The sequence below is a fragment of the Lysinibacillus sp. GJ-1 genome (assembly GCF_021166035.1).
Lineage (GTDB): Bacteria > Bacillota > Bacilli > Bacillales_A > Planococcaceae > Lysinibacillus > Lysinibacillus sphaericus.
The window spans coordinates 2291612-2306917 of sequence record NZ_CP088912.1; the positions used below are offsets into that span (position 1 = coordinate 2291612).

The window sequence follows — 15306 nt, forward strand, 5'->3', positions numbered from 1 at the left end:
TACTAGCTCCTTTTATGTATTCTTTTTAGTGTAACATGTTTTGACTATTCCTTAAATTCGGAGGCGGTTCACATGATGAAATTATATGATTCGGGTTCTTTTTTTGATGAAATGATAGATGGTGACCAGCCGAAACCGCATTATCGCTCCTTCCATCGTAAACTAAGTGCTTTTTCTCAAGAACAGCTAGAAGAAAAATACCAGCAAGCACAATCGAGCTTCCTTAGACAAGGTATTACATTTACTGTATATGGTGCCCAAGGGGGGACAGAACGGACAATGCCTTTTGATTTTGTACCGATTATTATCCCACATGCACAATGGAAGATGATTGAGACCGGTATGAAACAACGTGTCAAAGCGTTAAATTGTTTTTTACATGATATTTATCATGAACAGTTAATTGTAACGGCCGGAATTATTCCCAAAAATCTTATCGAACAAAATCCATATTATTGTCGAGAAATGTTGGGTGTTCAAGTGCCAATAAATAATCATATTTTTTAGCTGGCATTGATGTAATTCGTGATCAAAACGGTGTTTACCGCGTATTGGAAGATAATTTACGTAATCCTTCTGGCATTTCATATGTATTCCAAAATCGTTATGTTATGAAGGAAGTGTATCCTGAATTTTTTTCCAAACATACGATTCAATCCCTTGAAAAACAAATGACCCATATGAAAAAAGCGCTACTTTCACATCGACCACGAAATTTAAAGGCTCATGTTGAACCGAAAGCAGTCCTTTTAACAGCCGGTATGTATAATTCAGCCTATTACGACCATGTCTTTTTAGCGCAACAACTAAATATTCAGCTTGTAGAAGGACGCGATTTAATTGTGCAAAATTTAAAAGTTTATAAAAAAACCATTTACGGATTAGAGCAAATCGATATTATCTATCGCCGCATTGATGATGACTTTTTAGATCCTACTGCTTTTCGAGAAGATTCTTTACTTGGCGTGCCCTATTTAATCGAGGCTTATAAGGCAGGAAATATTGCAATACTAAATGCAGTGGGCAACGGTGTCGCAGATGATAAAGCGATGTATGCCTATGTCCCAGATATGATTCGTTTTTATTTAAATGAAGATCCTATATTAGAAAATGTCACAACCTACCATCTTGATGATGAAAACCAGCGGGCATGGGTACTAAAACATTTACACGAGCTTGTTATAAAAAATGTAAGTGCCTCAGGTGGCTACGATATGCTGATTGGTCCACATGCCAGTGCTGAAGAAATCGCTAGCTTCCGACAAAAAATAGTAAACCAACCAAATCAATATATAGCACAACCGACCATTCAGTTATCACGTGCACCTGCCTATCAGAATGGTAAATTCTATCCTTGTCATGTCGATTTGCGTGTATATGTCATTACAGGTGATGAGATATTTGTCCTTCCAGGTGGGTTATCTCGTGTTGCGCTAAAAGAAGGATCGTTAGTCGTAAATTCCTCACAAGGAGGCGGAGCAAAAGATACGTGGATATTAAAGGAGGAATTGCCGCATGCTAAGTCGAGTAGCAGACGCACTATATTGGATGGCAAGATATAGTGAACGCACAGAAACGAATGCACATATATTACAAGTACAGCTGTTGAATATGCTGGAGCAATCTGGTAAGGAACATGATTATCTCGACCATTGGGAAGCTATTTTAGATATTTGTGCTTCGAAAGAAGAATTTCTAGCATGCTATGAAGTCATTCGAGTGAATCCTCTTATTGAGTACTTGTTGTTCTCTGAGAACAATAGCAACGCTTTGCATGCAACTTTGCGCGCCGTTCGAGAAAATGCACGAATAACACGGGATAGTATCCCTATTGAGCTTTGGGAATTACACAATGCCTTTTATTTATATATGCAACAAGAAGTAACGGTGCAGAAACGGCCATTTCCGTTAATATCCCTAAATTATTTTTTACACAATGTACGTAAGACATCTTTAACGGTTACAGGACTAGTTGAAGACTCAATGGAACGAGATTTACCTTTTTATTTTATGCAAGTCGGCAAATGGATTGAACGTGCAGAAAAGACGATCCGTATGATATTAATAATGCTAGAGCAACAACCAATGACTAGCAATATAGAAGAAGCCGATGGGATATTTTTGCTTGATTTATCAAAAGCAACAGAATCTTATAAACGTAAGCACCATCAAACAAATTTACTATGTGTTATGCAATATTTATTACAGGATGCGCATTTTCCACGCTCCGTGAAGGTCTGTTTAAAAAAATTAGAGGAAGCATTTATGCATATTGAAAAAGACCATCTCACTGCTCGATTTGTAGCACTTAATACACCGTTACGAGCTTTGTTAACGTCCATTAGCGAGCTCAATTTATCAACATCTTCCTTAGAGGAAGCTATATTTTCAATGGAGGAAAGATTGTGTCAATGTATTGATTTTGGTCATACATTTTCAGCAATTTATCATTTATATGAACCCAGCCTACAAGCTTGAAAGGAACCACTTACAGCTCCCTTTCAACACGCAAGTCAGTAATCAAAAGGAAGCGGACACGATGAAATTTGAAATTCAACATACAAATATTTTTCAATATGAATCTGAAGTCGATCAAAGCTTGAATACTATCCGCTTGAAACCTCGGGGTGATGAGCGTCAACGCTTGCTGTCTTACCGTATCGCGATTTCACCATCTTCACTAACGCGTGAGCATGCAGATATTTGGGGGAATACAGTCGGTACATTTTATATCCCGGAGCAACATCAAGTACTAGAAATAGAAACAACATCCATCGTTAGTATACAGCGTGCACCATTTATTCATCGCATTCAATATTCACCCGAAATGCAGACGATTTTTCATTCCCAACTCTTTTATGAACATTATTTGCCCTATTTAAAATCAACAAACTTTACGTATATGACAGATGTTCAGATAGAAGAAGTGTTTCATGCGATTGGTCACGCAGAAAATCCAGTGCTGTTTTCGCTTAATTTAATGCAATATTTATATTCAACATTTGAGTATGATCCAACAGCAACAAATGTTACGACAACTGCAAGCCAAGCCTTTGACTTAAAACGAGGAGTTTGTCAAGATTTCACCCACGTTATGCTCGCTATACTACGCGCTAAAGGAATACCTGCTCGCTATGTAAGCGGTTATTTATATGTCGATGAAAATTCAGGTTTAATCGGAGATATAGCAACACACGCCTGGGTTGAAGTGATGATTCCTGGTATTGGTTGGATTGGGTTAGACCCAACTAATAATGTGGAAGTACTAGAAAATCACATTATTTTATGTATCGGACGTGACTATACCGATATTAGCCCTGTCGAAGGCGTCTATACAGGTGGTAAACATGATTTAACGGTAAAAGTTCAAGTAAAAGCGTTAACGCATTTTTAATAAGAAGTGCAGCAATTTGTGCTTGAGAGACAATTGCTGCACACTTACTTAAAACGTTCTCCTCGTTCTGTTAATACCCATTTTCGAACATATCCCATTTTTTGTTGTATGTTTTCAACCGTTTCCTCACTTTGTAACGCCCTTTGTAGCACCGTGTAACGAACATCTGTCGCTCGTACATTTGTGCCAATATCTTTTGATAGTGTTTGAAAAATCCGTTCAATTGTTTTTGTCGTGATCGATTTAGTAAGACTTGTTTCACTGACCCAAAGCCACTCCCCTACATTCCCTTGATGTATATCCTCCGTCGCATTTTTATAATGCTGTAACATTTCCATCAAAATAGGTGAAAGTCTCATCTCCCTTCTGCCATTCTGGTTTGAAATCGAAATATGTGATGATGGAATCTCAAGATGTCCCCATTTCATACGGACAAGTTCAGCAGGCTTGCAACCAGTTTCGATAAACATTTGTACAATACAACCATTCCGTCTTGCAAGCCACGCATGCTCAGGTGTTTTAGCATATTGAAAATAGGTCGGCCATACTTCTAAAATGTTTAACAATTGCTCTTTTGTCAGCACTTTTAAGGAATCCTTGCCCCTCTTTTTTGGCTGTAAAATGCTTTCATAATCAAACGGTTCAACCCATTCTCGCAAAAATACAAAGTCTACAAAACTACGGAGTGACGCTATTTTCCGATTAAAAGTATTAACATTTTCATAATTTTCTTTTAGATAATTACTATACATAAATAATAATTCTTTCAATTGTTTATCCAGCATTTGTACATTTTGCTCACTTGCAAAAGCTAAAAACTGCTGTCCATCAAGGTTGTATTGTTTCTTTGTAGCAGTACTTTTCTTTAAAGAATTTAATAGTAATAAATAACTTTGCCATGCTTCCTTTAATGGTACCATCATGCGCCCTCCTTGTTTACTGTGCGTGTGATAGTTTTATTTTATACTATTTATGGTGCGTAAGTTATTATTTATCTTTAAAAATAGTAGTGTCGGATAATCTGTAATTATCAATTAGACTTATCTTTCTGTAGACGATGCTCCTTAAGAAATAAAGAAACAAATGTTCTTATAGTAGTTTCTCATATCTTTTGCTTTATTACAATAGCAATAATCTGTTGTAGTACAATCTCTATAAAATGCCATTAATCTTGTGTAACAGGTTGAAAAAACATGAAAATTCGTATTATTTAGTGTTTATTGCTCTTTGTGTTATATAATATAAGTATCAATTTAAATGTAGGGGGCTTTTCAATTATGCAAGTAAGAACAACTCGTCTTGAGGCTGAGGATGCGAAAATTATTTATCAAGAAACGGCTGGACTCGCAATTATTACGATCCATCGACCACAGGCGAAAAATGCGCTTACCGCAAATATGTGGGATGAATTAGCTAAAATTGCACTAAAAGTGTTAGATAATCCTAAAAATAAAGTGCTCATTTTACGAGGATCTGGTGAGAATTTTACAGCAGGCTCTGATATTAAAGAATTCAACGCTATTTCTTTAGAAAAGGCAGAAGAAGCTTTTCTACATATGGAAAAAACAATATCAACGATTGAACGTTTGCCGATTCCAACAATTGGTGTTATTAACGGTCCTGCAATGGGAGCAGGGTTAGAACTTGCTTTAGCATGTGATATTCGCATTGGCTCTGAAAAAGCAAAATTAGGCATTCCTGTAGGCAAATTGGGCATCACATTAAACAATAAATTTGCCCAGCGTCTTGTTCAACTTGTTGGCCCATCTACAACGAAAGATTTGGTATTTACAGGTCGTATGTTTAAAGCCGATGAAGCCTTTAAACTGGGTATGCTGAACTATTTAGTAACTGAGAAAGATTTAAATAAATTTATGATTCGAATGGGCAAGCTGGTAGCCGGTATGTCTCCAGAATCTTTACTTGCTGTAAAGCAATCTGTACAAGAATGTGTCGATAGTGTACCAACATTATGGCAAGGTTCTACACCATTTGTAGGCAGTGATTTTACAGAAGGCTGTCGTGCCTTTGTTGAAAAGCGTCAACCTCAATTTACACGCGCATCAAAATAGAAAACAGGTACTCACTCGCCCTATTGCGACTAGAGTACCTGTTTTTTATTTTCGTTTTTGTACAACAGAGTGCACTTGAACATTGATAGCATCTAGTTCGTAGCCAAAATGCTGGTAAAAAGAATGTTGTACGTCTTCTTGTAACTGATATAAGCGGCGAGGTAATGAATAATCTATCGGCATCTTTAATTGCAAAAAAATGATGACCTTTGCCTGCTCTCCAAGGCTAAACTGTATTTGTTCTACTTTTTGCACAATATCTTGCTGTTTACAAATATAGGTTAGTAATTGCACATAGACTTGCTTCTCTATTTCAATATATTCCTGTTGGAAGTCAGGACGCACAATGGTTGTTTCACCGATTTTTTCACGTTTAGGTGTGAAAATTTCCTTCCCTTTTTGCACCAGTCGTTTAAAGAAATTTTGCTCTACTTGTCGGTACGGTATTGGCATAACATGTTTTCCTTGCGTTTGGCGAATAAATCGCGCCTTTTGGATTTCCTTTTGAGAGCGAATATCCTCAACATAATAATACGTCTCAATAGGCCCTAGTTCCAAGCGCTTGGCAATATTATTGGTCATTTTATCAGACGTACCAATCAGTAATATAGATTGAACATGATATGTATCAAGAGCTTTGACGACTTCTTCACGATGCGCTTCTTCTGAAAAAATCGCGCGTCGAACAGCAGTTATCGTATTTTTTTCAAACTTCGCAGAAATCCCTGCTACTTTCACGCCATTGACAATGAGTAAACCGTCATCGATAATGGCTTCCACTCCTATTTTATGTGCAAAAACGAGCGCGCTTGTACTTTTTCCTGTTCCACTTGGTCCACTTAAAGAACATACCTTCATCTAAAAAACCACCCTCCTTGCTTAATAATAGCAGAAATGTATCGCTACTATCATTTAACATCGTTACCCGTAATTATTTTGTGCAAAAACATTCATTTAAGCTTAATTTTTTCCGCTAGCCTATGCAAGCATCTTCTCCATTACAAGAATATATTCTTTTTTCAGAATAACTTCCCCTTTCTGTGCTTTAGTATGATAAAATGTGTACTACTATTCTGTTATACAACTATAAGGAGTGTACTAGTTTGAAAATCGTACCATCAAAAAAAATGTCTCTATTTACCCCAGCAATTTTCGGAGATTTAAAGCACTTTGCTAAACAACAACAAGCAAAAGGTATGTCTTTAATCGATTTAAGTTTAGGGAGCCCTGACCTTCCACCACATGCAAAAATCCGTGAGCATTTATCATACAGAGCGGGCTTGGCAGAATCATATGGCTACACATTAACTGGCACACAACGTTTTTATGATGCAGTTAGCCGTTATTATAAACGTCGTAGCAATGTCGATTTAGACCCTACAACTGAAATCATTCAAACAATCGGCTCTCAAGAAGGCTTAGTTCATTTACCAATCGCCTTTTGTGATCCAGGAGACATCGTTCTCTCAACAAATCCAGCTTACGTCGCTTACGATGCAGGCATTCATCTAGCGGGTGCTACACCCTACTATATGCCGCAAACAGCAGAAAACGATTATTTGCCTGATTTAGATGCAGTGCCAGAAGAAGTTGCACAAAAGGCAAAGCTACTTATCTTAAATCTACCAGGTAATCCTGTACCAGCTATGCCTTCTCTTGCCTATTTCGAAAAGGTCATTGCTTTTGCTAAAAAATATAACGTGATTGTGCTTCATGATGCGGCGTATTCAGAGTTTTACTTTACTGGTGACGGTCCGATAAGCTTTTTAGCGGCACCAGGTGCAAAAGAAGTAGGGATGGAGATCAATTCTTTATCAAAAAGCTTCAGCCTAGCTGGAACACGAATTGCCTATATTGCTGGTAATGCTGACATGATTGCTGTCTTAAAACAACTTAAATCGAATTTAGACTTCGGTATTTTTGAACCAATTCAAGATGCAGCGGTAGTTGCTTTAGACCACGCGGAAGAAATTACAGAGAACTTACGTGCAACATTCTCAGTACGTCACAAAACGTTAATGAATGGCTTACGTGAGCTTGGTTGGGATGCAGCCCCTTCAGATGGTGGTATGTTCGTGTGGGCAAAATATCCGTACGATATTGACTGTACAGATTTAGCATTTAAGCTAATTGAACAAATTGGTGTTGTAACAGTACCGGGAACAGTGTTTGGCACTGCAGGACAAGGCTACCTACGACTAGCACTTGTTCAGCCAAAAGAGGTTTTACAAGAAGCAGTAGATCGTCTAAAAAACGTTTCCATCTCCTAACATTTAACAAAGCATGTGAACAGGGGGCATCCTTATTACATGCTTTGTTTATACCATTAAAAAAACAGCTACTGAATGCTCGCAGTAGCTGTTTTTGGTTACACATCATATTTTTGTACTACTTCATCTTCGTAGCGATTATATCGTTGCTTAAATAGCTTAAATAAATGTGTGACAAGTACTTTTAAAATCGCATAGCCTGGAATCCCTAAAATTACACCTGGTACACCAAATAATGAACCTGCTGTTAGCAATACGAAAATAATCGAAATGGGATGGATGCTCAAAGATTTCCCCATAATTTGTGGCGAAATGAACTTCCCTTCTATTAACTGTACTATCGTCCAGACGATGGCTAGTTTAACAAGCATAAATGGCGAATTAACAAGCGCAATAATAGCTGCTGGTGTAATTGCAATGACTGGTCCTAAATAAGGGACCACACTTGTTATCATAGCTAAAAAACCAAGTAGCAATGCATACTTCATGCCGATAATTAAGAAGCCAATTGTGACCATTGCCCCAATACACATTGACACTAAAATTTGCCCTTGTATGTAAGAACTAATTTGCTTGTCCATATCATGTAAAACATCATGTAAACCTGGACGCATGCGAGGCGGACATATTTTCATAACAAATTTCGGTAATTTCTCGCCATCTTTTAATAAATAAAATAATATAAATGGTACCGTAACAAGCGATAAAATAATGCCTGTTAAGGTTGAAAGAAAACCTGTTATTCCTGTTGCAACACCTTGTGCTAAATTGGCCGCTGTATCTTTTACTGTTTCAATAATATCTGTTGTAAAATTCATCACGACTTTTTCATAATTAAAATCCATATTGGCTAAATACTCATTAACACGTGAGTTATTTAAGTATTCCACTATATTTTGTGTTAGGGCCATAAAATAGACAGGGAATTCCTGCGCTAAATTCGTAAATTGATCTCGTAAAAATGGATAGACCAGCACGACAAGTAAAGTAATGACGCCCACTACACCAATATATAAAATTAAAATGCCCCAAATTCTTGGGATACGCCACTTTTCAAGTATTCCTAATAATGGTCGTAATAAATAATACCCGATTACGGCTAGTACCCCTGGTAAAATAACAACCTCAAATAATACTTGTAGCGGGGTAAATATAAAGGAAACTTTTCCAAACATGTAAATTACACATGCGAGTAATAATAAAATAATTAACGTAAATAATAAATTTTTACCACCTAAAAAGCGGATAAACTTCGTCGAAAAGAAGTTTGAATGCTCCTTCGGTCTTTTTTCACTCATCTACTCACCCCAATCCGAATGCTCACCTATATTTTACAGGATAATGTTAGCTTTTGCGAAGTATCACTCCAAGGAAATTCCTAAAAATTTACTTAAAAAAGCTTTGTTTGCCTTTTCATCAATCACAATAGCAGATCCTGCATGGCTAAAGTTTTGAAAATCATAGCTACCTTCAATGGGTATTGTCGCTTTCTCTATCGATACTTTCCCTTTAGACACCATTTTTAAAACTTGTTGGATTTCTCCTGCTGACGAATAATCAGTCGTCACATAGCCTTGTGCGGCACCGATGAATTTAGGTAAATTCAATAGATTTTGCGGTGCTAATAGTTCATTTTTTAATGCTTCAATTACTTTTTGCTGACGAGCAACACGCCCAAAATCTCCTTCAGCATCATGGCGGAATCTTGCATAGCCAAGCAATTCCTGTCCATTTAGATTATGCGTACCTTTTGTAAGGGTAACACCAATTTTTTCAGACATATCCTTTTCTACATCCATTTCCACACCATTAGGTGCTAAAATGTCTACAAGTGATTCAAAATTTTTAAAATCGACAAGTGCGTAATGATGAATTGGTAAACCAAACATATTACTTAATGTGTCTTTTAACAGTTGAACACCACCTAAATAATACGCCGTGTTTAGTTTATAGGATTGATAGCCTGGAATGTCTGCATAAATATCCCGCATAAATGATACGAGTTTCACATCGTTTGTTTTCTTATTCCAAGATAATACCATCATTGTATCTGTTCGCGATTTCTCTTCACCGCGTGTATCGATTCCTAATAATAAATAGTTCTCAATATCGTCCTTTACTTCGTCTCCACTAAAGTCTTCTTGGGGTACCAACGTGTCTGTAGCTAATTGCAAGCCACTTCGATATTGCATAATGCTGTATCCAGCAATGACAATGACACAGAGTAATAAGAACGTAAACAGTGCTCTCCCTTTACGCAATCGACGTTTCTTAGGACGTTGCGAGCGTCTTGTATAGTCTTGCTCTTCCATAACAAAATAACTCCTCTATTTTTTTATAGTTAATGTAACGATTGAAAGTAAGGAAAGTTTCATTTTTCTCCTACTATCCTCATCAGCATCTATCTATTCGTTATTTTACACCCTATTTGCCAGTAATGAACAAAATAATGCTATAATATTTTCACAAAAGAAAGGATGATGAATATGATTGAAAAAGCGACGTTTGCAGGCGGCTGTTTTTGGTGTATGGTGAAGCCATTTGTAGAATGGGACGGCATACATAAGGTTACATCTGGCTATATGGGTGGCCATTTAGAAAATCCAACATATGAAGACGTTAAAAAAGGCAACTCAGGCCATTTAGAAGTAGTCGAAATTGAATTTGATTCCTCTATTTTTAGTTATGAACAGTTACTTGATATTTATTGGATGCAAATCGACCCTACAGATGCCTTCGGTCAGTTTCACGACAGAGGCGAATCCTATGCAACGGCCATTTTTACTTATTCCGAAGAACAAAAAAGAATTGCGCAGGCATCAAAAGAAAAGCTTGCAAATAGCGGGCGCTTCGATAAACCTATTGTAACCACAATTCGTGATGCTCAACACTTTTATCCAGCAGAAGATTACCATCAAGACTATTACAAAAAAGAACCAGACCATTATAAACAAGATCGAGCAGTATCAGGACGTGATGAATTTATTGCGCAACATTGGAAAAAATAATAGATTCTCAAAATACAGTTTCCTAAATCAGACAAAAAGAATCCATCGTGTGAAAAACACTAGATGGATTCTTTTCTCATTACTTTAAGCTAAATGACTGCATTGCATCAAAGAAACGCTTGCCATACTTCTCGAATTTCACTTCACCAATACCACTCACTTGTCTGAGCCCTTCCAGCTCTGAAGGCTTTTTATCGCATAATTCACGCAATGTTTTATCAGAGAACACGACGAATGGTGGTACCTTTTCTTCATCGGCAATCTCTTTGCGTAATATGCGTAAGTGTTCAAATAATGGATCATTGTCTGCAAGTAGTCGAACTGTCACGGCTTGTTTTCGCATAACTGTTCGCTTGCCTAACAAAACAGATTTCCCTTCCTCCGATACGTAAATCGTTGGAAATGTGCCATGCTTAACAGCTAATAATCCTTCCGCAATTAAAAATTCGATAAAGTTAGAAACCTCCTTCGAAGATTGCCCTTTTAAAATGCCATAGGTTGAAAGTCTAGAAAATCCAAATTCAAGGACTTTTTGATTTTTGGAGCCAATTAATACTTGCGCGACCATTGTTTTGCCAAATTTTTGTCCCATTCTTACAACACAAGCTAATACCTTTTGTGCGTCTTCCGTGACATCTTTTACTTCGCGGTTATCTTGACAATTACTGCAACGTTTACATGGTGCACCTGCCTGTTCACCGAAATATGTTAGTATCGCATTTTGTAGGCAGCCCTCTGTATGACAGTAATCGACCATCGTTTGTAATTTTTCTAATTCCTGTGCGATACGCGCTTCATCACGTGTCTGCTCAATTAAAAAACGTTGTGTTTGTACATCCCCTGAAGCGTAGAGCAAAATACAAGCACTTGGCAGGCCATCACGCCCTGCGCGTCCCGCTTCTTGATAATAACTTTCCATATTACGTGGCATTTGATAATGAATGACAAAGCGAACATTACTTTTATCTATTCCCATACCAAACGCATTGGTTGCAATCATAATGCGCGCCTCATCTTTTAAAAATCGTTCTTGTTCAGCCATACGCAAGTTCTCTGACAGTCCTGCATGATATTTTGCGACCGACACACCCGCACGTGTCAGTAAGTCATACAATGCGTCGACTGATTTACGTGTCGCCGCATAAATAATGCCGACTTCCGATTTATTTTTTTCAATATAATTTTTAATATAGCGCTCTTTATTTTCACCGATTAACACCGTAAAAGCTAAGTTTTCACGTTCAAAGCCTGTAATGAGTGTTGCCTTTTCGTCAATCGATAATAATTGACGGATATCCTCACAGACGGCAGGAGTTGCTGTAGCAGTTAAGGCAAGCACAGTCGGTTGTTGAGCCCATAATGTAAACAGTTTTTGAATGGCGCGATAGCTGGGGCGAAAATCATGTCCCCACTGCGAAATACAATGCGCCTCATCTACAGCTAGCAATGGTACATATAATTGTGATAATGCTTGTAAAAAGGTAGCACTTTCTAATCTTTCCGGTGCAATATAGAGCAGCTTCAAATAACCTCCACTCGCTAGCTGCATCGTTTCATCCACTTCTTGTGCTGATAATGTACTATTGATATAAGCTGCCGGTATATTCGCTGCTCGCAACGACTCGACTTGATCTTGCATAAGGGAAATTAACGGTGAAATCACAATCGTTAAACCCTCAAGCATTAATGCCGGAATTTGATAGCATATCGATTTTCCTCCACCTGTCGGCATCACGCAAAGGCTCGACTGTCCACTTAATGTTTGTTCAATAATTTGCGCTTGTCCGGTGCGAAACGAATCGTAACCAAAGTGGTGCTGTAGCATTTGTCTTGCTTGCTCCATTCTCTTTCTCACTCCTCTGCTGTAAGGCGTATTAGTTTGTAATCGCCTTGATCATTTTTGAAAATCTCATAGGTCATGATGGAATGTGCAAGTGCTTCCTGTCCCGCTGAATTGGTCAGCACGTATTCCGTTTTTGCACGCACAATAATATTTTGCCCTACTTTCTCTATCCGTTTAATCGTCGTATTAGAAAAATGGATTTTGGCTTGCTTGGACGCATAATAAGCAACCATATCTTCAAGCGTATGCTGTAAATCCTCTGCACCAGTAACAGACTGCATCACACTGGCATCATTAATCGCCACAGCCGCCTTTAAATGCTCATGAAATGTATCAATAAATATTTTTACCTCGTCCTCATTATAGGCAAAAATATTCTTCCCGTATTTTTCAAGCATTTTTTGCACCGCTTCTTTGTCACCGACTTCACTATAAGCATACAAATTTTTAGATTGAGACAAACGGTCCTTTGCCTTCATGCCGTCAGTAATCCATTCATCAAGTAACTGTACTATATCTTGAAGTGGCAATATGTATGGTTGTGAAACGCCCTGTTGCTGTCGATTAAAATAAATGCCCACTATTTGACCATTTTCTGCCTCCATCACAGGGCTACCGGGTGGTAAAGCTTGGTCTACATCTATATAATAAGCAGCTACCTTGTCACTATATCTGTTAATTGTGTGGGGTAAGCCATCGACATACACTGCTAAGTGATCTAACTTGCCATTGAAAACAGTTGGAACATTGACGGACGCAGGATACTTCACTTGTAAAATAGCAATATTATAAGCAGTAGATATATAGCGTACATCAGCTTCTACAAGTTTATCGTTACTAAATTGCACAAGGGCAGTAGGTTTTGATGCGACCAACGCTCCGTTTGTTACAATATAGAGCATCGAAGGGTCTTTCTTCACAATAATACCCGCACCAATAGCGCTCTCCCCTATAACCTTCACCTCTGGAATGAGCTTTTCCTCCTGTTTCTCTACGGGTTTGTCAGATTTAATTGCTGTTTTTTCCTTGTTAAACATTTCCGCAACGGATTGATCGCCACAGCCTGTTAACAGGAGGGTTGCCGCTCCAACGATAAGCATCTTTTTTCGCATTTGTTCACCAATACTTTCTATCGAACTTCTTTCTTTACTATCATAAACAACGACGTCATTTGTTTCAAGTTTACATAATATAATTATTGTTTTATATTAATTAAATCAAAGGTATTTATAATAATTTATCTACTTATTTTAAAGAAACATAGCATTTTGTCACATTTTTGCGAAGTGTTATAAGAAGCACTCTTTAAACGAGCAAAGGCAGTAACGACATGGGGACTTGCTTGCCGTTACTGCCTTTTTCATTCTATCTTTGTGCATCATCCATAAGACATACTAGTTATTGCTTCCTTAATACAAGTGCTGTAGCAATAATCCCAGACATTAATAACAAAAAGATAACGAAGGTAAACGAATGGTTGCCTGTTACATCATAACAATAACCGATTAGTGTAGGAATAATTGCGCTCATCATAAATCCACCAGACATGACCATTGATGACCAGCTATTTGCCTCTTCATGCGTGCGTGCCTCATCCAATGGTAACAATAAACCAATAGGAAACAACCCACTTAGCACAATCCCAATAATTAAAACGCCAATCCATAATAGCCAGCCCGTCCCGAACCATAAAAGTACAAACCCGCTGACACCGATGATTCCTAATGACAATAGCCATCGAATACGATTTGACCATTTTTCCATTAGGATTGGGACAACAATATTCCCTATCATCTGAACGATTGACAGAAAAGTTAACATCGAACTAGCAGCAACGAGTGTTAAGCCTTTGTCTTGTAAAATAGGCGTTAACCAAGACATCATCGAGAAAAATAACGATGTTTGAAAACCAAAATAAAGTAAAATCGTCCACGCACGGCTGCTTTTCCACGGATTACGTACAGTTTCCTTTGTTCGCTCATCCTTTTGTACAGACGACTGCTCTACCTGATTTGGGATAACAAGCAACCAAATTATAAGAGCAAGCACAGCCAGCACTGCCCAGCTACCAAGGGCAATGGTCCAATCTTTATGAAACCCATTATAAAATGATACCGTTAATGCCGCACTTAATGTTGCACCTGTCCCGATGCCAAAAGAATATACCCCAACTACCGTTGCGAAACGATTAGGAAATTTTTCTTTAATAAATGCATTTAACATAGGCCCAATAATAGCGATCGCAAGACCAGCAGCAAAACTAGTGACCACAAGCAAAACATAGCTTTCTTGTAACAATCGGAGTCCATTGGCTAACGCAATAATTGTTAATAGTAGCGCAATCGCAAACTTCGTACCAAGACGTCGCTGTAACGGAACAGCCACTGGTGCAAAAAGCCCCATACAAAAGACAGGAATGGATGTTAATAAACTCATTTGCGTATTGGATACTTGAAGAGACTCCATTAACACATTAAATAGTGGCCCTATGCTAGTTACAGCTGGTCGCATATTGAGGGCGACGAAAAAAATACTGACAACAACGACGATTGTCGAAGCTGTCCATTGTTTATTATTCATAACGTTGAATACCTTTCTAATGCCAAGTTGACTACTATGTCATTGTCCTTGATAAATAGTGTTATCAGACATCCGATTTCTTCTAGTCTTCTTTTAGCATTTTCTGTGCTTACCGTCAATATTTCATTATTTTTATATG

The 15306-nt window shown here is 37.9% G+C and carries 12 protein-coding genes and 1 pseudogene; 6 read left to right on the top strand and 7 right to left on the bottom strand.

Annotated elements, in window-relative coordinates:
• Positions 1-72: 72 nt before the first annotated feature.
• The 3 genes and pseudogenes from LO754_RS10910 (at position 73) to LO754_RS10920 (ending at position 3394) form a co-directional block, all read left to right on the top strand.
• Positions 73-1562: pseudogene (locus tag LO754_RS10910) on the top strand (circularly permuted type 2 ATP-grasp protein).
• Positions 1516-2478: an alpha-E domain-containing protein gene (locus LO754_RS10915; RefSeq protein ID WP_231786243.1), complete on the top strand. Its 963-nt coding sequence runs from the start codon at positions 1516-1518 to the stop codon at positions 2476-2478. Before LO754_RS10910 ends, LO754_RS10915 begins: the two are co-directional and overlap by 47 nt.
• A 61-nt stretch (positions 2479-2539) precedes the next feature.
• Positions 2540-3394 carry a transglutaminase family protein gene (locus LO754_RS10920; RefSeq protein ID WP_025219522.1) on the top strand — a complete coding sequence of 285 codons (855 nt, stop codon included), beginning with the start codon at positions 2540-2542 and terminating at the stop codon, positions 3392-3394.
• A gap of 44 nt (positions 3395-3438) precedes the next feature.
• On the opposite strand, the gene LO754_RS10925 is transcribed toward LO754_RS10920, so the two are convergent.
• Positions 3439-4317 (bottom strand): tyrosine-type recombinase/integrase, encoded by an 879-nt coding sequence (locus LO754_RS10925; RefSeq protein ID WP_231786244.1) that lies wholly within the window; start codon positions 4315-4317, stop codon positions 3439-3441.
• 354 nt (positions 4318-4671) lie between these two features.
• Between LO754_RS10925 and LO754_RS10930 the strand changes: the two genes are divergently transcribed.
• Complete coding sequence (locus LO754_RS10930; protein ID WP_025219523.1) at positions 4672-5466, top strand: enoyl-CoA hydratase/isomerase family protein; 795 nt, start codon at positions 4672-4674, stop codon at positions 5464-5466.
• 45 nt (positions 5467-5511) lie between these two features.
• Here the strand turns inward: LO754_RS10930 and LO754_RS10935 are convergent, their stop codons facing one another.
• Positions 5512-6324, bottom strand: coding sequence for a hypothetical protein (locus tag LO754_RS10935; RefSeq protein ID WP_231786245.1), 813 nt, complete (start codon positions 6322-6324; stop codon positions 5512-5514).
• A gap of 245 nt (positions 6325-6569) precedes the next feature.
• Between LO754_RS10935 and LO754_RS10940 the strand changes: the two genes are divergently transcribed.
• Positions 6570-7736 (top strand): aminotransferase class I/II-fold pyridoxal phosphate-dependent enzyme, encoded by a 1167-nt coding sequence (locus tag LO754_RS10940; protein ID WP_024361687.1) that lies wholly within the window; start codon positions 6570-6572, stop codon positions 7734-7736.
• Between the two features lie 98 nt (positions 7737-7834).
• On the opposite strand, the gene LO754_RS10945 is transcribed toward LO754_RS10940, so the two are convergent.
• Together LO754_RS10945 and LO754_RS10950 are read right to left on the bottom strand one after the other, a co-directional pair.
• On the bottom strand, positions 7835-9034 hold the full coding sequence (locus LO754_RS10945) for an AI-2E family transporter (RefSeq protein ID WP_024361686.1): 1200 nt from the start codon (positions 9032-9034) through the stop codon (positions 7835-7837).
• 63 nt (positions 9035-9097) lie between these two features.
• Entirely contained in the window at positions 9098-10048 is a 951-nt protein-coding gene (locus LO754_RS10950; RefSeq protein ID WP_231786246.1) for an LCP family protein, read from the bottom strand.
• A gap of 174 nt (positions 10049-10222) precedes the next feature.
• On the opposite strand from LO754_RS10950, the gene msrA reads away from it, so the two are divergent.
• The gene (msrA, locus tag LO754_RS10955; RefSeq protein ID WP_108030327.1) at positions 10223-10744 is read left to right on the top strand and encodes a peptide-methionine (S)-S-oxide reductase MsrA; all 522 of its coding nucleotides are present in this window, start codon (positions 10223-10225) and stop codon (positions 10742-10744) included.
• Between the two features lie 79 nt (positions 10745-10823).
• Here the strand turns inward: msrA and recQ are convergent, their stop codons facing one another.
• From recQ to LO754_RS10970, 3 genes are all read right to left on the bottom strand, one after another.
• Positions 10824-12587, bottom strand: coding sequence for a DNA helicase RecQ (recQ, locus tag LO754_RS10960; RefSeq protein ID WP_024361683.1), 1764 nt, complete (start codon positions 12585-12587; stop codon positions 10824-10826).
• Between the two features lie 8 nt (positions 12588-12595).
• The gene (locus tag LO754_RS10965; protein WP_231786247.1) at positions 12596-13699 is read right to left on the bottom strand and encodes a TcaA NTF2-like domain-containing protein; all 1104 of its coding nucleotides are present in this window, start codon (positions 13697-13699) and stop codon (positions 12596-12598) included.
• Positions 13700-13985: 286 nt separating this feature from the next.
• Entirely contained in the window at positions 13986-15167 is a 1182-nt protein-coding gene (locus LO754_RS10970) for an MFS transporter (RefSeq protein ID WP_024361681.1), read from the bottom strand.
• Positions 15168-15306 lie beyond the last annotated feature (139 nt).